Below are 24,546 nucleotides of genomic sequence, written 5' to 3'. Positions count from 1 at the left end.
TACGGCAAGTCTGCAGACGGGTGTCGCGCGGCGGTCGGGCGGGGAGCGTGCCGACCCACGCGACACACAGACCACAAACCTACAGGTTAGTGGCGGGTCCCATCCTGGGGTCGTTCACGTTCCGGGTGACGGCATGTATCGGGTGACGCCAGCACCGCCGCGAGCAGAGAAGCGGCCGGGTGGCAGGTCGGGCGGCGATGGTACAGGGATAGCAACCATATAAAAAGCGCTAAAACGATTCGATATGGAAACAAAATTCGGCTCCGTTCGCCCCAGCCTGTCATTGCCTGTTTTTTCGCACGGCCTGCCAGCGCTGCAGGCCGGCACCGGCCAGCACCAGCAGAGTGCCGAGCAGATCGCTCGCCCCCAGGCGCCCGGCCAGGGCGTCGAGCAGCGCGCCCCCCACCAGCTGCCCCGCCACGATGAGCAGGGCGCAGGCCAGGGCACCGACCCGGCCGATGGCCCAGCTGCTGATGGCCACGAACAGTGCCCCCAGCGCCCCGCCCAGCAGCAGCCAGGGATCGAGCCCGGCGAGGCGCCCCCAGGGGGCCCCCGTCAACAGCAGCAGGGTGCCGAGCAGCCCGAAGCCGAGCAGGTGGTTGGCGAGCGACGCCATCAGGGCGCCCCGGGCGCTGGCGAGCCGGCCGTTGAGGGTGCGCGACAGGCTCACCGCCACGCCGTTGAGCAGTCCCAGCAGGATAAGGATGGTCATGGTGTTTCTCCTAACCGAGCACGATAAGCAGGGCGCCGGCCATCACCAGCAGGGCGGCGAGTCCGTCCACACCTGAGGGGAGCCTGCGCGCCAGCCCGAACCAGCCGAGGCCATCGCACAGGGCACCGAACAGCAGCTGGCCCAGCAGGAGCAGGGCCAGGGTGCCCGCCATGCCGAGGGGCGAGTTGAGGCACAGGGCCGCCAGCACCACGGTGAGCGCCCCCGGCAGGCCGCCTAGCCAGGCCCAGCCCGGTGCAGCCTCCGGGCCTGCTGCCCTGGGGGTCAGGCACCACAGCAGTGCGGCCACCAGGGTGCCGACCCCGTGGGCGAGCCAGCTCGCGAGCCAGGGGTCAGTGGCGCGGGCCAGAGCGCCGTTCTGGGCGATCATCAGCGCCAGCAGCAGGCCGGCGGCGAAGGCGGCCAGGGCGCCGACGGCCTGGCCGAGGTCGAGGCGCCCGGGGCGCCGCTCGATGAGGGTAGGGATCATGGGATGCTCCTTGGTTGAACACAGGAGCAGGGTAAATTGTTTTAGATATGGCGATAATCTGCCATGCTGGAACAACATTGTTTCCATTATGAGAACAGCATGAACCAGGATGCCTTCGCCCTGCTCCCCGCCTTCGTCGCCGTGGTGGAGGCGGGTAGCTTCTCCGGCGCCGCCCGCCAGCTCGGCAGCAGCAAGTCGGCCCTGAGCAAGAAGGTGAGCCAGCTCGAGCAGCTGCTCGGCTGCCAGCTCCTCTATCGCACCACCCGCTCCCTCACCCTCACCGAGGCGGGGGATCGCTACTTCGAGACGGTGCGCCACGCGGTGCGCCTGGCGAGCGACGGGGAGGATGCCATCGGCGCCCTGCAAGCGGCCCCTCGCGGCCTGCTGCGGGTGACGGTGCCCATGGTCTATGGCCGGCGCCACATCGCCCCCCTCATCCCCGACTTTCTCGCCCGCCATCCCGAGGTGCAGCTGCAACTCGAGATGAGCGATGCCCAGCAGGATCTCGTGGCCGAGGGGTTCGACGTGGCGGTGCGCATCGGCGCGCTGGAGGATTCGAGCCTGATCGCCCGCCGCCTCGCCCCCTGTCACAGCACCCTGTGCGCCGCCCCCGCCTACCTGGCGCGGGCCGGCTCGCCCCGCACCCCGAGGGATCTCGAGGCCCACAACTGCCTCTTCTACTCCCTGTTTCGCGGCGGCACCCAGTGGCGCCTGCAGGGGCCCGAGGGAGAGGTGGCCATCACCCCTCGCGGCAACTTCGAGGTCAACAACAGCGACGCCATCCACACCGCCCTGCTGGCGGGCCTGGGCATCGGCAACATGCCGGACTTTATCGTGGGGGACGATCTCGCCGCAGGCCGCCTGGTGCCTCTCTTGCCGGCCCACGCCCTGCCCGAGCACGGCATCTGGTGCGTCTATCCGCGCCGGCGCCACCTGCCCGCCAAGGTGGGGGCCTGGCTGGCGTTTCTGGAGGAGCGCCTGGGGCAGCCTTCAGACGGGATATCCCGATAGCCGAAACGGTTCACGTTTTTTTCATCGGGAAAGGAGTAGAGTAGTCATAAAACAAGCTTATGTTTTTATTGAAAAAGTATTACGGGAGCCTGCCATGGCTGCGCCTCCCTGACCCTAGGTGGTACCCCATGATGATGAAGAAAACCGCGATTGCCCTGACCCTGAGCAGCCTGCTGGCGCTGCCGCTCTTCGTCTCCTCCGATGCCTGGGCCGCCCCGGTGCGATCCCTGCAGAAGGAGCAGAATTACGACCAGTACATCAGCAAGCGCCAGGTGGTGGATCAGCTGCTGGCGGATGCGGCCCGCATCTTCCACTCCCCCGCCCGGGTCTCCACCGCCGGCTTCACCGCCAAAATGCCGAGCAACATGGAGCAGGTGACCACCCTGCTGCTCGAGGCCCACCAGCTCGAACCCTATCGCACCGATCTGCTGGTCTCTGCGGCCAACGCCCAGATCTACAACGGCAACGTGGACAGGGCCATCGGCCTGTTCGAGCAGGCCCTGAGTGCGGCGCCGGACGATCTCGACCTCAACACCTACCTGGCCACCTGGCAGCGCTTCAAGGGCAACCAGGCCAAGTCTGATGCCTACGTCAAGCGGGTCGGCGAGCTCAACGCCGGCCGCGCCGCCGACTTGCAGCGGCTGTTCGCCACCGTGGACCGGGTGGTCGCCACCCCGCTCAAGGAGCGACCGGGACGGGGCGAGAAGAAGGGGCGCCGCGCCATCGTCACCCTGGGCTACGCCCTCAACCCCGACGGCTCCATGCACGACATCCTGCTGGGGCGCCTCGAGACCACCCGCGCCCTGGCCCAGGCCGATCCGGCGGCCCTGGTCATCCTCACCGGCGGCGTGCCCCAGAACCGCCAGACCGAGGGCAAGCTGATGGCAGACTGGCTGGCGAAGAAGGGCATAGACCGCTCCCGCCTCATCGAGGAGAACTACGCCACCAGCACGGTGGAGAACGCCCTCTACAGCGGCTACGCCCTCGCCCGCCACGAGATTGAATACGCGACCCTGGTGAGCTCCGCGAGCCATGTGCGTCGGGGCCAGACCTTGCTGGAAATCGCCTGCTGGCAGAGCGGCCCGGCCAATATCCGCATCGACAGCATCGCCTACCCGGACAAGCCCCTCTCGACCCTCGCCAAGGCGAGCCCCGAGGAGCTGCTCGGCATCTACCGGGATGCCCTGCGCACCTATGGCCTCTGGAGTTACCGCTCGGCCCCCTTGCTGGAGCGCTGATCCCCTCTGCCCCGCCCTTGTGGCGGGGCCTTTGCTCTTCTCCTCCCCCTTCCAGCCAGGGCGGCCCCTTCGCCTTCCCGGTTGACCGGCCCCTCCCCCCACTCTCGGGCACCTGGCGTTTGGCGCTTGCCCCAGCCACCCGATAGATGGAGGGCGCACAAGCTATTCACATCCTGACATATCTCAATTAGATCATTGATTTACTGTTATTTTTCTAAGAACCAAACGGCATGAGAGCGCCCTTCTCGTTCCTTCTCACCCGCCAAGGTTCAGATAAAGATGTGGCTTCCAACACCCCCGACAAGGAAGTGCATCATGACAGTAAAAGGCATCTCTCTGTGGCTCGTGGCCTCCGCGCTGCTCGGCCAGTCCGCCCAGGCCCTCGAGGTCACCGTGGCCTACCAGACCTCGGCCGAGCCCGCCAAGGTAGCCCAGGCCGACAACACCTTCGCCAGGGAGAGCGGCGCTACCGTGGACTGGCGCAAATTTGACAGCGGTGCCAGCGTGGTACGGGCGCTCGCCTCCGGCGACGTGCAGATTGGCAATATCGGCTCCAGCCCCCTGGCGGTGGCGGCGAGCCAGAACCTGCCCATCGAGGTGTTCCTGCTCGCCTCCAAACTCGGGGAGTCCGAAGCCCTGGTGGTCAAACAGGGGCTCACCAAGCCCGAGGATCTGGCGGGCAAGCGCATCGCCGTGCCCTATACCTCCACCACCCACTACAGCCTGCTGGCAGCCCTCAAGCACTGGAACGTCGACCCCGCGACGCTGCAGATAGTCAATCTGCAACCCCCGGCCATCATCGCCGCCTGGCAGCGGGGGGACATCGACGGCGCCTATGTCTGGGCCCCCGCCCTCAACCAGCTCACCAGAGAGGGCAAGGTGCTGACCGACTCCGCCCAGGTGGGTGACTGGGGAGCACCGACCCTGGATGTCTGGGTGGTGCGCAAGGACTTTGCCAAGGCCCACCCGGAGGTGGTGCAGGCCTTCGTGAACAGCACCCTGGCCGCCCAGCAGGCCTACCTCGCCAACCCGGAAGGCTGGCTGGCCCAACCCGAGCATCTCGGCAAACTCGCGGCCCTGAGCGGTGTTCCCGAGGCAGAGATTCCCGCCCTGGTGAAGGGCAACACCTACCTCGATGCGAAGGCCCAGAGTGCCGAGCTTGGCCCCCTGGTCAACCAGACCATCATCGACACCGCCCGCTTCCTCGAGAGCCAGGGCAAGGTTGCGAGCGCCGCCTCGGACTACCGCCAGTTCGTGACCGATCGCTTCGTGAAAGCCGTGGCCCAGTAGACCGGAGGAGACGACCATGCTGCAGCTCTCTCATGTGTCCGCCGAGTACGCCGGAAGGCGGGTACTCGACAACGTCAGCCTCTCCCTGCCCGAGGGGGAGCTGATGGTGGTGCTCGGTCCCTCTGGCTCGGGCAAGACCACGCTCCTCAACCTGGTGGCTGGCTTCGAGCCCTGCCACCACGGCCAGATAAGCCTGGAGGGCAAGCGCGTCACCGGTCCGGGCGCCGAGCGCGGCGTGGTGTTCCAGAGCGAGGGGCTGCTGCCCTGGCGCAACGTGCGGGACAACGTGGCCCTCGGCCTGCAACTGGCGGGGGTGCCCGGGGCCGAGCGCACCCTGCTGGCCGAGGAACTGCTGCGTCAGGTAGGGCTGGAGGGAGCCGGCGATCGCGCCATCTGGCAGCTCTCCGGCGGCCAACGCCAGCGGGTTGGCATCGCCCGGGCCCTGGCCACCCGGCCCCGCCTGCTGTTGCTGGACGAGCCCTTCGGCGCCCTGGACGCCTTCACCCGGGAGCAGATGCAGACCCTGCTACTGCGCCTGTGGCATGAGCACCGGCGCCAGGTGCTGCTCATCACCCACGACATCGAGGAGGCCATCTTCATGGCAACCGATCTGGTGCTGCTCTCCCCCTCTCCCGGGCGGGTGATGGAACGGCTTACCCTGGATTTCGGCCGCCGTTTTGCTGCCGGCGAATCCTGCCGCAGCATCAAGTCCGACCCCGCCTTCATCGCCAAGCGGGAATACGTGCTGAGGCGGGTGTTCGCAGAGCGGGAGGCCTTCGCATGAGCCTCACCCTCACCCGGCAGCGGATCGTCGCCCACAGGCGTGCCCCGGGCTGGCCCCTGCCGCGCCGACTGACCCTGAGCCTCGCCACCCTGATCGCCCTGCTCGCCCTGTGGTGGCTGGTGGCGCACCTTGGCTGGGTCGATCCCCTGTTTCTGCCGCCCCCACAGCGGGTGCTGGCCCAGCTCATCACCATCGCCGGGCCCCAGGGCTTTATGGACGCCACCCTGTGGCAGCACCTGGGGGCCAGCCTGGGCCGCATCCTGGTGGCGCTGGCGGCGGCGGCCTTTTTTGGCATCGCGGTGGGCATCGCCATGGGGCTCAGCCCTGTGGTGCGCGGCGTGCTGGATCCCCTCATCGAGCTCTACCGCCCGGTGCCGCCGCTCGCCTACCTGCCCCTGATGGTGATCTGGTTTGGCATCGGCGAGACCTCCAAGGTGCTGCTCATCTACCTCGCCATCTTCGCCCCCGTGGCCCTAGCGACCCTGGCGGGGGTGCAGAGCGCCAACGCGGTGCGAGTGCGGGCGGCGCAGGCGCTGGGGGCATCCCGGTCCCAGGTGCTCTGGCACGTGATCCTGCCAGGCGCCCTGCCGGACATCCTGACCGGGCTGCGCATCGGGCTCGGGGTGGGCTGGTCCACCCTGGTGGCGGCCGAGCTTATCGCCGCCACCCGGGGAGTGGGCTTCATGGTGCAATCCGCCGGCGAGTTTCTCGCCACCGACGTGGTGCTGGCGGGCATTCTGGTGATCGCCGTGATCGCCTTCGTATTGGAACTGGGCCTGCGCGCCCTGCAGCGCAGGCTCACCCCCTGGCATGGAGAAGAACAATGACTGACAAGCTGACCATCACACCGCTGGGGCCCCATATCGGCGCCCAGATCGCCGGCGTCAACCTGGCCGAGCCCCTGACCCAGGGGCAGTTCGAGCAGATCCACCGGGCCTTGCTCAAATACCAGGTGCTCTTCCTGCGAGACCAGCCCATCACCCCGCGAGCGCAGCGGGCACTGGCGAACCGCTTCGGGGATCTGCACATCCACCCCGTCTATCCCCACACGGAGGAGGCCGAGGAGATCATCGTGCTCGATACCCACGACGACAATCCGCCGGACAACGACAACTGGCACACGGACGTCACCTTTATCGAGACCCCCCCGGCGCTGGCCATTCTGGCGGCCAAGCAGCTACCTCCCACCGGGGGAGACACCCTCTGGGCCAGCGGCATCGCGGCGCTGGCGGCCCTCTCCCCGCCCCTGAAAACCCTGCTGGCGGGGCTGGAGGCGGAGCACGACTTCACCAAGTCGTTCCCGGCCCACCGGCACGACGGCAGCGAGGAGGAGCGCCAGCGCTGGCAGGCCGCCGTGGCCCGTCACCCGCCCCTGCGCCACCCGGTGATCCGCACCCACCCGGTGAGCGGACGGCAGGCCCTGTTCGTCAACGAGGGGTTCACCACCCGGCTGCCCGGGCTGCCCCCCAAGGAGAGCGAGGCGCTGCTGGGCTTTCTGTTCGAGCACATCACCCGCCCCGAGTTTCAGGTGCGCTGGCGCTGGCAGGAGAACGACATCGCCATCTGGGACAACAGGGTGACCCAGCACTACGCCAATGCCGACTACCTGCCGGCGCGCCGGGTGATGCACAGGGCCACCATCCTCGGGGACAAGCCCTTCTGGCGCCCGGACTGACCTGCGCGGCTCCCCCGCCCTGCCCCAATGAAAAAGCCCGCCGAGAGGCGGGCTTTTCACATCCACATTGCGGCTCAGGCCTTGAGCTCCAGCACCCGGGTGAAGCCCCCGTAGATCATGCGGGCGCCGTCAAACGGCATGGTCTGGTGCAGGGGATTAGCGGGGTCCATCCTGGGGTCCTGCATCATCTTGCCCATGGCGTCGTCCCGCACCGCCTTGCTCGGCCACTCCACCCAGGAGAAGACCACGCTTTCGTCCTCCTTGGCCGCCACCGCACGGTAAAAGTCGGTCTGCTTGCCGTGGGGCACGTCATCCCCCCAGCACTCCAGCACCCGGGTGGCGCCATATTCGAGAAAGATGGGGTCAAACAGCCCCGCGTGATCGATCAGGGCCTGCTTGTTGGCCGTGGGCACGGCGATCACAAAGCCATCCACATATGACATGAGACTCTCCTCCTGTGATTGAGGATCTCAGCATAGCAGCCACGCCCCATCCTCCCCTCAGAGGGCCACCAGCCGCTCCAGATCGCTGCGGGTCAGGCGCTTGCTGTCCACCTTCACGTAGAGGGAGTGCTCCTCGCGCACCAGCAGCACGTCGCTCACCCCATCGCAGGCGCGGATCCGCTGCTCCAGGGCCGGGGTCGCCTCCACCCCTTCAGGCAGCACGATGCGCAGGCTGCTGACATAGGGGGGCTCGGCCATGGTGAGGCTGACTCCGAGCCAGACCAGCGCCAGCGCGGCGCAGCCGCCGAACACCAGGGGGCCGCCCCCCAAGCCGTAGAGCAAGCCGCCGAGACTGCCGCCGATGGCCACCCCGAGGAACTGGCTGGTGGAGTAGACCCCCATGGCGGTGCCCTTGTAGCCCGGCGGGGACTCCTTGCTGATAAGAGACGGCAGCAGCGCCTCCATCACGTTGAAGCCGATGAAGAAGAGCTGCAACCCGGCGAGCAGGGCCCAGAGCCGGGCGCCGCTCTGCCAGAGCACCAGCTCGGCGACCAGCATCACCACCACGCAGCAGAGGAAGACCCGCTTCATCTGGCGGCGCTTCTCGGCGTAGATGATGAAGGGCACCACGCTCACGAAGGCGATGGCCATGGTGGCGAGGTAGGCCTGCCACTGGTCGTCCCGGGGCAGCCCGGCGCGCTCCAGCAGCGGCGGCAGCGCCACGAAGCTCGCCATCAGCAGGGTGTGGACGCAGAGGATGCCGAGGTTGAGCTTGAGCAGGCGCCCGTTGGTGAGCACGGTGCGAAAACTGCCGCGCACCATGGCGGATTCGCGGTTAAGCAGGTGAGCCGCCGGGGTCGGCACCGCCCAGATCACCAGGGCGATGGCACACAGGGCCAGCAGGGCGATGAGCCAGAAGAGACCACTGAGCCCCACCGCATGGGTGATGAGGGGGCCGGTCACCATGGCGATGGCGAAGGTGATGCCAAAGCTCACCCCGATGAAGGCCATCGCCTTGGTGCGGTTTTGCTCGCGGGTGAGATCCGACAAGAGCGCCATGACGGCGGCGGAGATGGCGCCGCTCCCTTGCAGGGCGCGCCCGACGATGACGCCCCAGATGGAGTCGCTCAGGGCCGCGACCACGCTGCCGATTGCAAACATCAGCAGGCCGCCGACGATGAGGGGCTTGCGTCCCACCCTGTCGGAGAGCAGGCCGAAGGGGATCTGCAGCAGGGCCTGGCTCATGCCGTAGATGCCGATGGCCAGACCAATCAGGGCTTCGGACGCCCCCGCGAGAGACATGCCGTAGGTGGTCAGCACCGGCAGCACCATAAACATGCCGAGCATGCGCAGGGAGAAGACGGAGCCGAGCGCCCAGGTCGCGCGTCGCTCGCCCCTCGTCATGGTGAAATCATTCATGAGGGCCTCGATAGACAAGAAGAGAGAAGAGATCCGGGTGAATGGCGCCCTGCCTCCACCCGGCAGGATCCGGGAACCCCGCACGGGGGGCCACATAATAACAGAGCCGGGAAGGTTCCCGGCTCTGGATTCTATTGATTTTCCTGCGTCACATCACAGCGGTGATACTCGCCACTCAAGGCAGCATGGTCACCAGGACGGGCGCGGCATCGGGCTGGAAGTCCACCGACATCATCACGCTGAGGCAGGTGATGGTCACGATGGAGAACATGAACAGCTTGCGTGCCCACAGGGAGTCATCCACCGCCGCCTTGTAGCCAGACAGCGCCATCCCCAGCCACCAGACGCTCACCGCGGTGGCCACCACCAGATACTTGTAACCGGCGTAACCGCCGAGGAACAGCATCAGGGTCGGCACCATGAACGCCAGGATATAGAGGGTGATGTGGAGCTTGGCCACCGGGATCCCCTTCACCACCGGCAGCACCGGGATGTTGGCCGCCTGGTAATCCTTGAAGCGGAAGATGGCGATCGCATAGGAGTGCGGCATCTGCCACAGGCTGAAGATCGCCAGCAGGATCAGGGCCCCCGAGTCAAACTGGCCACTCACCGCGCAGTAGCCGATGACCGGCGGCGCGGCGCCGGACAGGCTGCCGACCAGGGTGCCGTAGACAGAGTGGCGCTTCATGTAGAGGCTGTAGACCCCCACATAAACCAGGAAGCCCAGCACCGCCAGCAAGGCGGCCAACGGATTGGCCGCAAAGTAGAGCAGTGCAATGCCCGCAACGCCCAGCGCCGTGGCATACCAGAGCGACACACCGGGGGCGATGAGCCCGCGCACCAGGGCGCGGTTCTTGGTCCGCTCCATGATGCAGTCGATGTCCCGGTCGATGTAGTTGTTGAACACGCAACCGGAGGCCACCACCAGTGACACCCCTGCCATGGTCAGGATGAACAGGGGCACATCCAGGCTCCCCTTCGAGGCCAGCAGGAATCCCCCGATAACCGAGATGAGGTTACCGAAGATGATGCCCGGCTTGGTCACTTGCAGGTATTGCTTCATCATCATCAACCCGCTCAGTGAACCATCATGTTGATGTTGAGGTTGTACATGATCCACAGGGAACCCACGACCACGATGGCGATGATGAGCACGGTAAAGATCAGTGCCACCAGGTTCCAGCGCTCCTCGGACGAGGTGTTCATGTGCAGGAAGTAGACCAGGTGCACGAAGATCTGCACCACCGCCATGCCCACCACGGTGCCGAGCACCACGGCGTGGGAGGCGGAGCCGTCCATCACCATCCAGAACGGCACGGCGGTCAGGATGAGTGACAGCACGAAGCCGATCATGTAGGACTTGACGCTGCCGTGGCTGGCGCCGTGATTGTCAACGGAATGACTCATTACATGACCCCCATCAGATAGACCACGGTGAAGACGCAGATCCACACCACGTCGAGGAAGTGCCAGAACAGGCTCAGGCACATCAGGCGAGTACGGTTGCGATCGGTCAGCCCCTTCTTGGCTACCAGCACCATCATCACGATGATCCAGATAAGGCCGCTGGTCACGTGGATACCGTGGGTACCCACCAGGGTGAAGAAGGCAGACAGGAAGCCGCTGCGATCCGGGCCCGCATCATTGACGATCAGGTGATGGAACTCGTAGATCTCCATCGCGATGAAGCCGGCACCCAGCAGGAAGGTAACGAACAGCCAGGTGTTGACCGCCCCGACCTTGTTCTTGTTCATGGCCAGCATGCCGAACCCGAAGGTGATGGAGCTCAGCAGCAGCAGCATGGTTTCGGCAAACACGAACGGCAGTTCGAAGATGTCCTTGCCGGTGGGGCCGCCGGCAGTGCCGTTGACCAGGACCGCATAGGTCGCGAACAGGGTCGCGAACAGGATGCAGTCACTCATCAGGTAGATCCAGAAACCGAATACCTTGGTGGCACCGGCATCGTGGTGCCCATCCTCATGGGCACCGTGAGAGTGATGTAGTACGTCAGTCGCCATGGAATTAAGCCACCTTGTTGATGTTGTCGAAATGCTGACCTTCGATGCGCTCGATCTCGTCAACCTGTACGTAGTAGTCCACATCGTCGTTGAAGCTGTGGATGATCCAGGTGGCGATCATGCCGATGAAGCCGGCGATGGCCATCCACCAGATGTGCCAGATCATGGCAAAGCCGAACACGGTGCTGAAGGCGGCGATGATGACGCCGGCGCCGGAGTTCTTGGGCATGTGGATGGGAGCATACTGGGCCGGCTTGCGATAGGCGCTGCCGTCCTGCTTGGCTTCCCAGAAGGCGTCCAGACCCTTCACCTTCGGCTCGATGGCGAAGTTATAGAAGGGGGGCGGAGAGGAAGTAGCCCACTCCAGAGTACGGCCACCCCAGGGATCGCCGGTCCAGTCGCGGTTCTTCTCGCGGTCGCGGATACTGACCACGATCTGGATGACCTGGCACAGCACACCGATGGCGATGAGGCCGGCGCCGCAGGCGGCAACCACCAGCATGCCATGGAACTCGGGATCGATGTTCTGGCTGACGCGACGGGTCATGCCCATGAAGCCCAGTACGTAGAGCGGCATGAAGGCCACGAAGAAGCCGGTGATCCAGAACCAGAACGCGCGCTTGCCCCAGACGTCATCCAGCTTGAAGCCGAACGCTTTCGGGAACCAGTAGGTGATACCGGCGAAGCAACCGAACACCACGCCGCCGATGATGACGTTGTGGAAGTGGGCGATCAGGAACAGGCTGTTGTGCAGCACGAAGTTGGCGGCCGGCACGGAGAGCAGTACCCCGGTCATGCCACCCACGGTGAAGGTGATGATGAAGCCGACGGTCCACAGCATGGGCGAGGTGAACTCGATGCGACCGCGGTACATGGTGAACAGCCAGTTGAAGATCTTCACCCCGGTCGGGATGGAGATGATCATGGTGGTGATGCCGAAGAAGGCATTCACGTTGGCACCGGACCCCATGGTGAAGAAGTGGTGCAGCCACACGATGAACGACAGCACGGTGATCGCCACGGTTGCCCACACCAGGGAGGTGTAACCGAACAGCTTCTTCTTGCAGAAGGTGGCCACCACTTCGGAGAAGATACCGAAGACCGGCAGTACCAGGATGTACACCTCGGGGTGACCCCAGGCCCAGATCAGGTTGATGTACATCATCATGTTGCCACCCATGTCATTGGTAAAGAAATGGGTACCGAGGTAACGGTCTGCGGTCAGCAGGGCGATGGTGACGGTCAGGATCGGGAAGGAGGCGATGATCAGGATGTTGGCACACAGGGCGGTCCAGGTGAAGACCGGCAGGCGCATCATGGTCATGCCCGGGGCACGCATGCGGATGATGGTGGCGAAGAAGTTCACACCGGTCAGCAGGGTCCCCAGACCCGAGATCTGCAGACTCCAGATCCAGTAGTCGACCCCGACCCCCGGGCTGAACTCCAGCCCCGACAAGGGCGGATAGGCCAGCCAGCCGGTCTGGGCGAATTCACCGACCCCGAGGGAGACGTTGATCAGCACCACGGCCGCGGCGGTGAACCAGAAGCTCAGGTTGTTCAGGAAGGGGAAGGCGACGTCACGGGCACCGATCTGCAGCGGCACCACGATGTTCATCAGACCGATCACCAGCGGCATGGCCACGAAGAAGATCATGATGACGCCGTGGGCGGTGAAGATCTGGTCGTAGTGATGGGCGTTGAGGTAGCCTTCGCTGCCCGCGGAGGCCAGGACCTGCTGACCACGCATCATGACCGCATCGGCGAAGCCGCGCAGCAGCATGACCATGCCCAGAATGAGATACATGATACCGAGGCGCTTGTGGTCGACCGAGGTCAGCCACTCTTTCCACAGATATTGCCACTTGCCGTAGTAAGTGATGAGACCGGCGATGGCCAGCCCACCCAAGATGATACCGGCTATCGTGACCATGATGATGGGTTCATGGTACGGAATAGCCTCGAGTGTCAATTTTCCAAACATCGATTATTCCTCGGATCCTGCTTTCACACTCTTGTCGGCCGACATGGCCATGTGTCCGGCATGGGCGTCATGGTTCATGGCCTGCTCGTCCATGGCACCCTCGGTCGGGGCCTCATGGTTCATGGCGTCATGATTCATGGCTTCGTGGTTCATGGTTTCGTGGTTCATGCCCTCGTGGTCAGCGGCGCCCGCTTTCTGGGTGTCGTGACCACCATGGGACATGTCGCCCATGAACTTGTTGATGATGTTGACGAACAGCTTGGGATCGGCGCTGGCGAAGTACTCCACCGGGTGGTTTTCGCTCTTCTTGGCCAGGGCATCGAACTCACCCAGGGTGTTCAGCGCCTTGGAAGAGGCCTTCACCTTGGCTACCCAGGCGTCGAAACCGGCCTGATCCTGGGTCGCGATAGCCTTGAACTTCATGCCGGAGAAGCCGGCGCCGCTGTAGCCGCCCGAGATGCCCTTGTACTCGCCCGCTTCGTTGGCGATCAGGTGCAGCTTGGTCTGCATGCCCGCCATGGCGTAGATCTGGCCACCCAGCTGGGGGATGAAGAAGGAGTTCATCACGGTGTCGGAGGTCACGCGGAAGTTGACCGGGGTGTTGACCGGGAATGCCAGCTCGTTGACTGAGGCAATGCCCAGTTCCGGATAGACAAACAACCATTTCCAGTCAAGGGAAATGACATCGACCTGAATGGGTTTAACCTCGGATTCCAGTGGTTTGTAGGGGTCCAGAGAATGGGAGGTTTTCCAGGTAATCACCGCCAGGATGGCGATAATGATGACGGGTACGGTCCAGACGACCGCCTCAATCTTGTTGGAGTGAGCCCAGTCCGGCGCATAGGTGGCGCTGGTGTTGGACGCTCGGTATTTATAAGCGAACGCCACCGCCATCACGATCACAGGCACCACCACAATCAGCATCAAACCGAGTGCGGTCAATATCAGTGACTTCTGCTCCAGACCAACTTGCCCCTTGGGGCTCATCAGAGCCATGTCGCAACCGCTCAGCAAGCTGGCAGTCGCGAGCAACAGCAAAGCGCCCAAGCCCCTCTTCACGTCAAAGAGTCTCATGCAATGTCCTCATCTTTTGAAGGCTTATTGGTATAAAAAAATGCAGCATTTTATTGCATCAGACCGGCATGTGAACAACATGAAAAATTAATCCCGCAAATGTTCCAGAGGTGATGAAAACGAGTGTCAGATGTTAATCCCTTGACAATGACCAATTTACTCATGTCACAGCCCGGCAATTCATCTTCCGTTAATCTTTTTTCCCGCCGAAATCGCTCACAAATCAAACCAACCCATCAAATTGTTCTATTTTTGTCCGGATTTACCGGCATCTTGAGAGTCAGACAACCCCTTCCACAGGCACAAGCTCTGAATGGCTTCCTTGATCTGGATACGCATTTTCAGGGGAAGATTAAAAAAATAATTAATCAAACATTCGTATGATTAACTTCCTGGGGTCGACAAAAGCGGATGACGACCCGCCCTGACCGACACCCACCCAGAAAAAGGGCCCCATGAGGGGCCCTGCCTGCCATCGTTTCCTGCTCCCCCGGGGACTGTCACTCAGGGGTCGGGATGCTCCCTACGGGTCGCAACGGCAATCCGGTTCCAGGCATTGATGGTGACGACCTGCATCAAGCACTGGGCCAGCAGGGTCTCCCCACGAAGATCGCCATGACGAGATCCACGCGGTGTTTCGTGGCGGCCGCTTCCTTACCCCCAGGCCCGCGCCTTTATCCACTTCCTGGTCGAGGTGACCCACCCCCTGCAAAGGCCGCGCTGACGGCGGCCGGAAAGGCAGACGCCGGGCAGCAGGCCCGGCGTCTGGCATATCCGACGTGGTTTGGTGCAAGGGAGGCGCCTAGCGGGGCTTGCTCCCCTCCGGTGTCGTGCTCCGGTAGTCCCCGTAGGGGAAGATGTTGCGCAGGCGCTGGGCCACGGGCTCCGGGATGGAGCGGGAGAAGACCAGCCTGACGCCGCTACCGTCCCGCTGACCCAGGATGCGACCGCGCACCGGATCCTGCTGCAAGACCTGCTTCGCCTGCGCGAGGAAGCGCGGCGGCACCGAGCCCCGCTTCACCACCACCTTGCCCGGCGCGAGCCGGATCTCGAACAGGGCACCGCGCCCCAGCGTCATCAGCCACCAGATCAGGGCTATCGCCACCAACAGAGACAACCAGGCCATTGCTTCTCCCTCCCGTTCACTCGATGTGCGTCAGTATAAGCGGTGCCGACCGGTGAGGCTCCGGCCGGCGTCACGCTTTCGCCATCCCCGCGTTTAGCGCCCCTTGCCCCAGGCGATCAGGGTATCGCGGTAGAGCGCCAGCAGCGCCTGATCCCGCACCGCCACCCCGACCCGCTGGGCCGGGCAGGCCGCCCACTCGTCGTGGGGATGGGAGTTGCCGTCGAACTTTTGCAGGGTATGGCCGATGGCGGGCCCCTGGGTGATGACGCGCACCGGCCCCTCCCGCAGGGTGAACAGGGAAGGATCTATCACATAGGCGATGGCTGACGGGTCGTGCACATGGCAGCCCTCCATGCCGATGCGCGCCGAGTAGAAACGCAGGTAGAAGCGGCTCACATCCCACAGGAAGCGGCCGGGCTCCCCCGCCTCGTCCCGCAGGGCATCCAGGTAAGCACCGCTGAAGACGCTCTGCTGGGTGACGTCGAGCCCGATGATCACCACCGGCCAGTCGGCGGTGAACACCACATCGGCGGCCTCGGGATCGTCGTGGATATTGGCCTCCGCATAGGGGGTCACGTTGCCGCGATGGCCGTTGACGCCAAAGGCGCCCCCCATCACCACCACTTCCCTGACTAGGCCGGCGATCTCGGGGGCGGCCTGCAGCGCCAGCGCCAGGTTGGTCAGCGGCCCTATGGTCACCAGAGTGATCTCGCCGGGATGGGCCTTCACCGTCTCGACGATGTATTGCCAGGCCGGGCGGGGATCCGCTGAGAGACTCACCTCCCCCGCCTGCACATCACCAAAGCCGGTGGGACCGTGCACCACAGTGGTGGGGCCCACGGGATCCCGCAGCAAGGGCGCGGCGGCCCCCTGGGCCACGTCGGCCTTCATACCATATTTCTGCTTGAGCCAGAGGGCGTTGTGGGTGCCGTTCTCGATGGTGGCATTGCCAAATACGGTGGTGATGGCGAGCAGATCGATGGCGGGATGCGCCTCGGCGAAGAGAATGGCCATGGCATCGTCGATGCCGGGATCGGTATCCAGAATGATCTTGTGGGTCATGGGGCCTCCATAGGACAGAGCCGCCAGTGTAACGACCCATCACCACTTTAACAGCGCCGGGATCACAACCTTGGGGTTTCATCTGCATCAAGCATGATGACAGGCTCCCTTGTCCCGCTAATGGCGGCCTCCCCAACGGCCATGGCAGACATGGGTCAGCACCATGACCGGGACGGCCAGGGCACGGGCCCTCTCCCTTATTCCCCGAAGCGACTGGGCATCACTCCCGGGACGGGTCGGTGCCCACGGCCTGGCCCCGAGCCGTGCGCTTCAGCTGCCCCATGAATTGCTTGAAATGGGGGAGAAACTCTTTGAACAGCTCGTCTTTGCGATGCTGCATCATCACTTCGCCAAACAGCTTCAATCCGACGATAAACGCCTGGTGTTCCTGCTCCGACATGGCCAGCTTCCCCTTGCTGAGCGCCAGGATGGCAAAGATGTCGTCGTGATTCTAGCACTCGAACTGCAGCGCGGGGGCCTCGCCGTCCAGCGACTGGACCTGTACACGATACTGGTGTGGCATGCTTCCTCTCCTCTCGGGCTGGGCTTTTGCCCACATGGTTGATAAAATCAATTAAACCAATTTAAGTTGACTTTATCAACCATGAAATTATCGAACCACCTCTTCCGGATCCTGGATCAGTACAAGATCGCCCTGGCGCAGCATTTCCGGGTACAGCAGCTCTCCCTCAGCCCCCTGCATTACAAGGTGCTGCAACTGATCCACGCCCACGACCCGGCCACCCCCCAGCTCATCGCGCAGCAGTCGGGCCGCGACAAGGCCCAGGTCACACGCCTGCTGCAGGAGATGGAGAAACAGGGGCTGATAGAGAAGCAGCCCCATCCGACGGATAAGCGCAGCGTCTGTCTCGCCCTGACCCCGCTGGCCTGCGACCGCGTCAGCCAGGCGGAGCAGCTGGCTGCGTCGCTCGACGAGCAGCTGTGTGCCTTGCTGGAGCCGGCAGAGGTGCAGCAGCTTCAGCAACTGCTGTGCAAGATAGAAAAGGGTTTGGGATCAACCGGGTAGATCCAACGCCGACATGCGCCGCCACCCTGTCTGATTTGTGGCCAACCGGCGCAGTACCCGCTGGCGGCGCCTTGTGAGCCACTCCCGGAGATGGTATCACTGGCCTCACTCTCCCCTTTCCCCGTCGAGGCCCCCTAGTGATCACCCTGATTAAAGAATCCGACCAGCTGAAGATGCCCTGGAAAAACAGGCAGGGCACCACGGCCCAGATCCTCATCTCCCCAGCGGGGGCCAGCCTCGACAGGCTCGACTTTGACTACCGTCTGAGCTCGGCCCCCATCAAGGGGCCGGGGGCCTTCTCCCGCTTCCCCGGCTACCAGCGCATCCTGCTGCCCGTCAGCGGTGCCGGCTTCGTGCTCAACGGCCACCCCTATGCCACCTTCGAGGCGGCCCACTTCAGCGGGGACGACGAGACCCACTGCGAGCTGCTCAAAAAAGAGGTGACAGATCTCGGGCTTATCTACCACCCGGAGCGCCTCAGCGCCAATGTGCGGGTGCTCACCCTGCCCTTCCCCCTGAGCCTCACCCTGGAGGCGGACAAGACCTACCTCTGCCACCTGCTGGAGGGCCAGCTCACCGTGCAGGGGCAGAGCGTCGCCCCCAACGAGACCCTGGTGATCCGCGATGAGGTGAGCATCCACTTCGAGTGCGGCAAGAAAACCACCATCGCCTTCTTTACCCTGCAGGAAAAGTGAATCCGCCTCCTGCCCGATGACGAAGACAGAAAAGCCGGGCAGTGCCCGGCTTTTGTCTGTCTGTGCAAGGGGTCCCTCAACCGACCTTGAAGGTGCCCTTCATCATGGCGAAGTGGCCGGGGAAGGAGCAGAAGAAGGTGAGATCCTTGCCCGCCAGCCCCTCGGTCTTGAAGGTGACGCTGGTGCTCTCGCCGCCGCCCACCAGCTTGGTGTGGGCCAGGATGCGAGCATCGTCCTTGGGCAGGTAGTCATGATCGGCACCGGCACTCATGCCCGCGGTGGCAACGGCCTGGTAGTCGGCGGTATTGGCCAGCACCCAGTTGTGACCCATGTTGGCCACCGGCAGCTTGCCGGTATGGTTCAGGGTCACCGTCACCTCCTTGCAGGTCGCCGGCACGCTCATCGCCTGCTGGTTGAACTGCATGGCGTCATTGCCTTCGATAGTCAGCGCACACTCGTCGGCCAGGGCCGGGGCGGCGAGGGAGCTCAGAAGCAGCAGGGCTAATACCTTTTTCATCATCTTCTCCTTTGATGGCGATGGATGGCAGCAAACTCGCCTCGCCAACCCGAGCGGCGCCGAGCAAAGATGCTGTCAGAATCGATCTTCATTGTATTCAAATGCCGCCGGGTGACGACCGCTTTTGTTCAAAGCTGCGGGCCGGGTCACTCCTCTGCCCTGCCTTTGGGACGGCAACAACGCCGGATTGGTCAACAGACCGACCGGCTTAATTATTTGCAGGGGTCGGGCACTTGGCCAGCTCGCCAACCCGAACGCCCTTGGCTAAGCTGCTCCCCCGTCGACGACTCCCGCGAGAATTGAGATGAACACACCCGCCATGCGCCGGGCCCGGCGCGCCCTGCTGCTCCCGCTGATAGTGCTGCTGGGCGCCTGCCAGCCCGCCCCGACCCAGACCCGCATTCAGGGCAAGACCATGGGCACCTATTATGCGGTGACCCTGAGTGACCCCTTCCCTGGCGGGGAGCCGGCACTGCAGCAGGAGGTGGACGCCCTGCTGGCGCGCATGAACCACGAGATCTCCACCTATGACCCGGACTCCCTCATCTCCCGCTTCAATCAGGGCAGCGGCCAGCCCCCCCTGGCCATTCCCGCCAGCATGGCGAGGATAGTGCAGCAGGGCATAGACGCCGGCCATCTCACCAAAGGCAAGCTCGACGTCACCGTGGGCCCCCTGGTCAACCTGTGGGGATTCGGGCCGGACAAGCGTCCCGTCAAGCGCCCCAGCGCCGATCAGATCGCCAGCGCCCGCCAGAAGGTGGGCATCGACCGACTGACCCTGACCCCAGAGGGGGATCACTTCCTGCTCGGCAAGGCCATCCCCGCACTCTATCTCGACCTCTCCACCCTGGGCGAGGGGGCGGCCTCCGACGAGATAGCCGGCCTGCTGGAGCAAAAGGGGGTGCACAACTACCTCATCGAGGTGGCGGGCGCCGTGCGCAGCAAGGGCCACAACGCCAAGGGCAATCCCTGGCGGGTGGCCATCGTCGAGCCCTCTGACAGGCCGGGCGCCATCGAGGACGTGGTCACCCCGAACGGCATGGCGGTGAGCACCGCCGGCAGCTATCGCAACTATTACGAGCTCGATGGCAAGCGCTACTCCCACATAATCGACCCCGCCACCGGCCAGCCCGTGACCCACAGACTGGTCTCCGCCAGCGTCATCACCCCGACGGCGCTGGAGGCCGATGCCCTGGACACCGCCCTCATGGTGATGGGGCCAGAGCGGGCCATGGCGTTCGCCCGGGAGCACAAGCTGGCCGTCTATCTCATCGAGAAGACGGATCAGGGGTTTGTGGCGAGCCACACCCCCGAGTTCGCCCCCTATCTGGCTCCCAGGCAACCATAAACAAGCCGCCATGAATAAAGAGGCCCCGCAGTGCGGGGCCTCTTTCATAGGGTGCAGCTATTCGATGGAAATGCGGTGGGGCGCAGGGGTCACCGCCAGCTTGGGCAGTTGCAGGGTGAGGATGCCGTTGTCGAAGCGGGCGACAACCTGCTCCGGCGTCACCTCCACCGGCAGCTCGACGGTGCGCGACACGCTGCCATAATAGCGCTCGCTGCGCAGGGCGCGCTCATCCTTGCTCTGGCTGTCATGCTGGCGGATCTCCGCCTTCAGGGTCACCAGCTTGCCGTGTACCTCCACGTGGATGTCCTCCTTCGCCACCCCGGGCAGTTCCGCCTGCAGCAGATAGCCGCCGTCGCTCTCCTTGAGATCCAGCTTGATCTGGCTGGGCAGCGGATCCCCGTGCAGGGGCCGGATGTAGAAGCCGGAGGCCATGTCGTGAAACAGGTCATCAAACAGGCTGGTACGACTCGGTAGCAAACTCATTTGATTCCTCCTTATAAGACGCATGGAGCGCAGGCGAGCACCGCGCCCGCTTGCCGCTCCCCGTCATCTGTCTCTCTTCAAGTCTAAAAACCGGGCCCGCCCCCGCCACTGCCATCTCGCCTCTCCTTGACGAAGATCAAGGGTACGAGTCGATTTTTTCGGCGCCAGCCCGCCTGGAAAAACCGGTCCCCCTTCCCACGTGCAATTGCCTGCCTGCGGACTTTGATGGCACACTTCTCTCACCAGCCCGCAGCGCCTCGATGCCAGACAGATGCAGACACCTGAACCCGCGCCAGAGAAGAAAGCCCAGCCCAAGCCCAGGCATATCCTGCTGGTCAACGAGCAGCGATCCTTCCAGATGATGATGAAGGCGATGCTGATCAACATCGGCATCAACCGCATCACCTACACCAACTCCGCGGACGAGGCGCGCCGCCGTTGCCAGAAAGAGAGTTTCGACATCTATCTGCTGGACTACGAACTGGGAGCCGGCGAGAACGGCCGCCAGCTGCTGGAGAGCCTGCGGGATCAGCAACTCATCCCGCCCCAGAGCGTGGTGATCATGGTCAGCAGCGACAGCTCCCGCGCCATGGTGCTGAGCGCGCTGGAGGCCGAGCCCGACGAATACCTGATGAAGCCCTTCTCCCAGGAGCAGTTCTCGTTTCGCCTCAAACGCGCCATCGCCCGCCGCCAGTCCCTGGAGAGCGTCTTTAGCGCCCTCACCCGAAACGATCTGCCCGCCCTGGCCGAGGCCTGTGCCAGACAGGCGGATGCGGTGCCCCGCTTTGCCAACTTCTGCCGCTGCCTGCAGGCCGATACCCAGCTCAAGCTGGGGCAGGCGAAGGAGGCGCGCAGCCTGATGCGCCAGCTGCTGGCCGGGCAGGAGAACAGCTGGGCCAGGCTCACCCTGGGCAAGGCGTGCCACACCCTCGGGCTGCACGACGAGGCGGTGAGCCACCTGCAGGCGACCCTGAAACACACTCCCCTGATGGTGGAGGCCTACCTCTGGCTGGCGGAGTCCCTGCTGGCGCTCGGCAAGGATGAGCAGGCCCAGCAGGAGCTGAGGCGGGCGGTGGATATCTCCCCCCAGTCGGTGCAGCTCTCCCGCCGCCTGGCGGAGGTGTGCCTGCTGCGCCACGACTACGGCCAGGCCAAGGACGTGCTGCTCTCCCTCATCGATCTGTCGCGCAACTCCATCCACCGCACGCCGCATTATCTCGGGGCCTATATCCAGACCCTGACCCTCTACGCCCTCAACAGCAACGACAGCTATCACATCGCCAACCTGCAAAAGCAGGTGAACTCGGCCCTCTCCCGCATCCGGGACTCCCTGATGATGGCGGAGTTCAACTACCCGGTGTTCGAGCAAATCTGCCAGGCCAGGGTGCGCATCGCCCTGGGGGAGTTGCTCAAGGGCAAGAAGATGCTCTATCGCGCCAACCAGAACTGGCTGGACAAGCCGGACACCATGCCCCCCGCCCTGCTCGGCGAGACCATACTCGCCCTCTACCAGCTCGGGGAGTTCGAGTACGCCGAGAGCCTGCAGGCCCTGCTGGCCGAAGACGAGGATCGGCTGCTCACCACCTGCATCCAGGTGACCCGGGACGACAAAACGGTGCAGGAGCGCCGCCAGCGCTACCAGCAGCTCAACGATCTGGGCATCAAGGCCTATCAGAGCGGGGAGCTGGAGCAGGCCCTCGGCCACTTTCGCGAGGCGCTGCGCCGGGCGCCCGCCAATACCGGGGCGGCCCTCAACAAGATCCAGGTGCTGCTGCAGCTGATGCAGAAGAACCGCAAGAGCCCGGAATTTGGCGCCGAGTGCAAGGAGACCCTGGGGGTGCTGGAGGGCATTCCCCTGAACCCGGCCCAGCAGGAGCGTTTTCGCAAGCTGCGTCAGGAATATCACCAGCACGCCTGAGCGGCGCCCCTCTCCCCTCACCTATGCTGATACAGACTTCAGGAAGGGAGGGGCAACACCATGGCGATGTGCCGATACCTGGTGGCCGATGGCCGCCACTGCACCGAAGAGGCGGGAGATCAGGATCTGTGCCGCTGGCATGACCCCAGAGCCCCCCACCAATCCCCGGACACCGCGGCCGACCTGGAGCACTATGTGCGACAGGGTGGCCTGTGCCACGGCCTGCAACTGGCTCGCGCCGAGCTCAGCGGCCTCAACCTGGTGAACAAGCAGGATCCGGCAGGCTTTCTGCTGGAGCAGTGCAACCTCTATCGCGCCAACCTGCGTGGCGCCCACCTCTACGGCCTGCGCATGAAGGGGGGCAGCCTGATGAAGGCCGACCTCAGCGACGCCAACCTGCACTGCGCGACCCTGCACGACGTCAACCTGCTCGGCATCCGCTGGAAGAACACCCGCCTCGACAACCTGGATACCGGCCCCCGGCTGATGCAGGACAGAAAGGGGCGCAAGGAGCGGGACACCATGCAGGCCCGCGTCTGGTTCAAGGAGGCGGAAGAGACCTACCGGGACCTGCGCAAGGCCTCGGAGGCCCAGGGCATTTTCACCATGTCCGGACGCTATATCCAGCAGGAGCTCACCATGCGCCGTCTGCAGATGCCTTTCTGGTCCTATCAACGTTTTGCCTCCTGGATAGTCGACCTCTTCTGCGGCTACGGCGAGGCCCCCATGCGGGTGGTACTCTTCTCCCTGCTGCTCATCCTCATCTGCAGCGTGTTCTACTTCTTCTTCGGCCTCAGCTTCGCGGGCGAGCACCTCGTCTATCGCCCGGACGCCCCCCTGGAGCAGAACGCCATCTTCCTGCTGGAATGCCTCTACTACAGCGTGGTGACCTTCACCACGCTCGGGTATGGCGACTTCACCCCGGTGGGGTTGTCGCGGATCTTTGCCGCCCTCGAGGCCTTCACCGGCAGCTTCACGCTGGCGCTGTTCGTGGTGGTGTTTGTCAAGAAGATGACCCGATAGGCTGGCGGCCGGGGACCTTTCCCCCTTCCCCGGCCCCCGAACTTGCATCCATCGCGGATTCCTAGTCCAATAGCCACTTATAAAAATGACATGAGCACCCCGAACATGAAGATCATCTCTTTCAATATCAATGGCCTGCGTGCCCGTCTTCATCAGTTGCAAGCCCTTATCGACAAGCACCAGCCGGACGTGATCGGCCTGCAGGAGATCAAGGTCCACGACGAGGCCTTCCCGGTCGCGGACGTGGAAGCCATGGGCTACCACGTGGTCTTCCACGGCCAGAAGGGGCACTACGGGGTCGCCATCATGAGCAAGCAGGCGCCACTCGAGGTGCAGAAGGGTTTCCCCACCGATCCGGAAGACGCCCAGCGCCGCATGATCATGGCCAGCTTCAAGCGGGAAGACGGCTCCGTCATCAAGGTGATGAACGGCTATTTCCCCCAGGGGGAGAGCCAGGATCACGAGACCAAGTTCCCCGCCAAGCAGAAGTTCTATGAGGACCTGCAGCACTACCTCGAGACCCACCACACCCCCGGCGATCAGATAGCGCTGATCGGGGATATGAACATCTCCCCCACGGATCTCGACATCGGCATCGGCGAGGCGAACCGCAAGCGCTGGCTGCGGGACGGCAAGTGCTCCTTCCTGCCCATCGAGCGGGAGTGGATGGAGCGCCTCAAGGGATTCGGCCTGACCGACACCTTCCGCGCCGCCAACCCCACCGAGTGCGAGCGCTTCTCCTGGTTCGACTACCGCTCCCGCGGCTTTGACGAGAACCGGGGCCTGCGCATCGACCTCATCATGGCCTCCGACGCCCTCAAGGACAGAGTGACCGAGGTGGGGATCGACTACGAACTGCGCGGCATCGACAAGCCCTCCGATCACGCCCCCATCTGGACCACCTTCGCGTGATGATCTGATCATGGCGGCTCACCGATGGGGATACTTTCCACATCCTTGAGCCGCCATGCTGCAGTGACAGGCATGCCAACCAGGAGGTGGCGCCCAATCGTCACACCGGCCCGACCCTGGCCCATGACTGAGGGGGGCCTGAGCTCCCCCTCTCTCGCTGGCGCCTGAGCCCTGCCGCTGGCGAGTCATCCCGCCGCCGCCCTCCGAGATCCCCGGCCGCCATCCAGCCGATCACCGCCTCTTCCCTCCCCCGCCGCCCTCTTGCAACCCTCTTGCCGCCACCGTTCTGGAACCTGCCGGCCC

26 protein-coding genes are annotated in these 24,546 nt (G+C 64.1%); 12 read left to right on the top strand and 14 right to left on the bottom strand.

All coding sequences use genetic code 11. The annotated features are described in order from the left end of the window. Positions 1-280: 280 nt before the first annotated feature. Together J9885_RS18295 and J9885_RS18290 are read right to left on the bottom strand one after the other, a co-directional pair. Positions 281-712 carry a DMT family transporter gene (locus J9885_RS18295; RefSeq protein WP_043759250.1) on the bottom strand — a complete coding sequence of 144 codons (432 nt, stop codon included), beginning with the start codon at positions 710-712 and terminating at the stop codon, positions 281-283. Between the two features lie 10 nt (positions 713-722). After that, positions 723-1,199 (bottom strand): DMT family transporter, encoded by a 477-nt coding sequence (locus J9885_RS18290; RefSeq protein ID WP_210550305.1) that lies wholly within the window; start codon positions 1,197-1,199, stop codon positions 723-725. A 99-nt stretch (positions 1,200-1,298) separates the two neighbouring features. Here J9885_RS18290 and J9885_RS18285 point away from each other — a divergent pair, with 99 nt between their 5' ends. The 6 genes from J9885_RS18285 (at position 1,299) to tauD (ending at position 7,197) form a co-directional block, all read left to right on the top strand. Continuing rightward, positions 1,299-2,210, top strand: a complete 912-nt coding sequence (locus tag J9885_RS18285; protein ID WP_210550304.1) for a LysR family transcriptional regulator — start codon at positions 1,299-1,301, stop codon at positions 2,208-2,210. 134 nt (positions 2,211-2,344) lie between these two features. Next, positions 2,345-3,448: a YdcF family protein gene (locus J9885_RS18280; protein ID WP_210550456.1), complete on the top strand. Its 1,104-nt coding sequence runs from the start codon at positions 2,345-2,347 to the stop codon at positions 3,446-3,448. Between the two features lie 315 nt (positions 3,449-3,763). Beyond that, positions 3,764-4,738 carry a taurine ABC transporter substrate-binding protein gene (gene tauA, locus J9885_RS18275; protein WP_210550303.1) on the top strand — a complete coding sequence of 325 codons (975 nt, stop codon included), beginning with the start codon at positions 3,764-3,766 and terminating at the stop codon, positions 4,736-4,738. 16 nt (positions 4,739-4,754) lie between these two features. Beyond that, positions 4,755-5,522 (top strand): taurine ABC transporter ATP-binding subunit, encoded by a 768-nt coding sequence (tauB, locus tag J9885_RS18270; protein ID WP_210550302.1) that lies wholly within the window; start codon positions 4,755-4,757, stop codon positions 5,520-5,522. Next, entirely contained in the window at positions 5,519-6,349 is an 831-nt protein-coding gene (tauC, locus tag J9885_RS18265) for a taurine ABC transporter permease TauC (protein ID WP_210550301.1), read from the top strand. The genes tauB and tauC overlap by 4 nt, the downstream gene beginning before the upstream one ends. Continuing rightward, a complete protein-coding gene (gene tauD / locus J9885_RS18260) occupies positions 6,346-7,197 on the top strand; it encodes a taurine dioxygenase (protein ID WP_210550300.1) in 852 nt (283 codons plus the stop codon). Before tauC ends, tauD begins: the two co-directional genes overlap by 4 nt. Positions 7,198-7,271: 74 nt before the next feature. On the opposite strand, the gene J9885_RS18255 is transcribed toward tauD, so the two are convergent. The 10 genes from J9885_RS18255 to J9885_RS18210 form a co-directional block, all read right to left on the bottom strand. Next, positions 7,272-7,640, bottom strand: a complete 369-nt coding sequence (locus tag J9885_RS18255; protein ID WP_210550299.1) for a DUF1428 domain-containing protein — start codon at positions 7,638-7,640, stop codon at positions 7,272-7,274. A 57-nt stretch (positions 7,641-7,697) separates the two neighbouring features. Then, positions 7,698-9,059 (bottom strand): MFS transporter, encoded by a 1,362-nt coding sequence (locus tag J9885_RS18250; protein ID WP_210550298.1) that lies wholly within the window; start codon positions 9,057-9,059, stop codon positions 7,698-7,700. Between the two features lie 175 nt (positions 9,060-9,234). Beyond that, positions 9,235-10,128, bottom strand: a complete 894-nt coding sequence (gene cyoE, locus J9885_RS18245; RefSeq protein ID WP_043759236.1) for a heme o synthase — start codon at positions 10,126-10,128, stop codon at positions 9,235-9,237. 8 nt (positions 10,129-10,136) lie between these two features. Further along, positions 10,137-10,466, bottom strand: a complete 330-nt coding sequence (locus J9885_RS18240) for a cytochrome o ubiquinol oxidase subunit IV (protein WP_043759234.1) — start codon at positions 10,464-10,466, stop codon at positions 10,137-10,139. Next, positions 10,466-11,161 (bottom strand): cytochrome o ubiquinol oxidase subunit III, encoded by a 696-nt coding sequence (locus J9885_RS18235; protein WP_081843684.1) that lies wholly within the window; start codon positions 11,159-11,161, stop codon positions 10,466-10,468. Before J9885_RS18235 ends, J9885_RS18240 begins: the two co-directional genes overlap by 1 nt. Beyond that, positions 11,082-13,058, bottom strand: a complete 1,977-nt coding sequence (gene cyoB, locus J9885_RS18230; protein WP_210550297.1) for a cytochrome o ubiquinol oxidase subunit I — start codon at positions 13,056-13,058, stop codon at positions 11,082-11,084. The genes J9885_RS18235 and cyoB overlap by 80 nt, the downstream gene beginning before the upstream one ends. A gap of 3 nt (positions 13,059-13,061) precedes the next feature. Beyond that, positions 13,062-14,132 carry a cytochrome o ubiquinol oxidase subunit II gene (cyoA, locus tag J9885_RS18225; protein ID WP_210550296.1) on the bottom strand — a complete coding sequence of 357 codons (1,071 nt, stop codon included), beginning with the start codon at positions 14,130-14,132 and terminating at the stop codon, positions 13,062-13,064. Between the two features lie 802 nt (positions 14,133-14,934). Then, positions 14,935-15,258, bottom strand: coding sequence for a DUF3634 family protein (locus J9885_RS18220; RefSeq protein ID WP_043759228.1), 324 nt, complete (start codon positions 15,256-15,258; stop codon positions 14,935-14,937). A gap of 93 nt (positions 15,259-15,351) precedes the next feature. Beyond that, the gene (locus tag J9885_RS18215; protein ID WP_210550295.1) at positions 15,352-16,320 is read right to left on the bottom strand and encodes a nucleoside hydrolase; all 969 of its coding nucleotides are present in this window, start codon (positions 16,318-16,320) and stop codon (positions 15,352-15,354) included. A gap of 220 nt (positions 16,321-16,540) precedes the next feature. Continuing rightward, a complete protein-coding gene (locus J9885_RS18210) occupies positions 16,541-16,759 on the bottom strand; it encodes a DUF3861 family protein (protein ID WP_210550455.1) in 219 nt (72 codons plus the stop codon). A gap of 165 nt (positions 16,760-16,924) precedes the next feature. On the opposite strand from J9885_RS18210, the gene J9885_RS18205 reads away from it, so the two are divergent. After that, positions 16,925-17,347, top strand: coding sequence for a MarR family transcriptional regulator (locus J9885_RS18205; protein ID WP_210550294.1), 423 nt, complete (start codon positions 16,925-16,927; stop codon positions 17,345-17,347). Between the two features lie 137 nt (positions 17,348-17,484). Then, positions 17,485-18,042: a HutD family protein gene (locus J9885_RS18200; protein WP_210550293.1), complete on the top strand. Its 558-nt coding sequence runs from the start codon at positions 17,485-17,487 to the stop codon at positions 18,040-18,042. A gap of 76 nt (positions 18,043-18,118) precedes the next feature. Here the strand turns inward: J9885_RS18200 and azu are convergent, their stop codons facing one another. Continuing rightward, the gene (gene azu, locus J9885_RS18195; protein ID WP_043759220.1) at positions 18,119-18,559 is read right to left on the bottom strand and encodes an azurin; all 441 of its coding nucleotides are present in this window, start codon (positions 18,557-18,559) and stop codon (positions 18,119-18,121) included. Between the two features lie 304 nt (positions 18,560-18,863). On the opposite strand from azu, the gene J9885_RS18190 reads away from it, so the two are divergent. Beyond that, positions 18,864-19,907 carry an FAD:protein FMN transferase gene (locus tag J9885_RS18190; RefSeq protein ID WP_210550292.1) on the top strand — a complete coding sequence of 348 codons (1,044 nt, stop codon included), beginning with the start codon at positions 18,864-18,866 and terminating at the stop codon, positions 19,905-19,907. 57 nt (positions 19,908-19,964) lie between these two features. On the opposite strand, the gene J9885_RS18185 is transcribed toward J9885_RS18190, so the two are convergent. Continuing rightward, the gene (locus J9885_RS18185; RefSeq protein ID WP_134695218.1) at positions 19,965-20,390 is read right to left on the bottom strand and encodes an Hsp20/alpha crystallin family protein; all 426 of its coding nucleotides are present in this window, start codon (positions 20,388-20,390) and stop codon (positions 19,965-19,967) included. A gap of 271 nt (positions 20,391-20,661) precedes the next feature. On the opposite strand from J9885_RS18185, the gene J9885_RS18180 reads away from it, so the two are divergent. From J9885_RS18180 to xthA, 3 genes are all read left to right on the top strand, one after another. Beyond that, positions 20,662-22,308, top strand: a complete 1,647-nt coding sequence (locus J9885_RS18180) for a tetratricopeptide repeat-containing response regulator (protein WP_134695217.1) — start codon at positions 20,662-20,664, stop codon at positions 22,306-22,308. Positions 22,309-22,368: 60 nt separating this feature from the next. Beyond that, positions 22,369-23,331 (top strand): ion channel, encoded by a 963-nt coding sequence (locus tag J9885_RS18175; RefSeq protein WP_210550291.1) that lies wholly within the window; start codon positions 22,369-22,371, stop codon positions 23,329-23,331. Between the two features lie 105 nt (positions 23,332-23,436). Continuing rightward, entirely contained in the window at positions 23,437-24,243 is an 807-nt protein-coding gene (xthA, locus tag J9885_RS18170) for an exodeoxyribonuclease III (protein WP_043759212.1), read from the top strand. Positions 24,244-24,546 lie beyond the last annotated feature (303 nt).

The organism is Aeromonas sp. SrichE-2G (assembly GCF_017939565.1).
In the GTDB taxonomy this organism is placed as follows: domain Bacteria; phylum Pseudomonadota; class Gammaproteobacteria; order Enterobacterales; family Aeromonadaceae; genus Aeromonas; species Aeromonas taiwanensis.
Note: the sequence above shows the minus strand (reverse complement) of the source record. Positions and strands in the feature narration are given on the sequence as shown.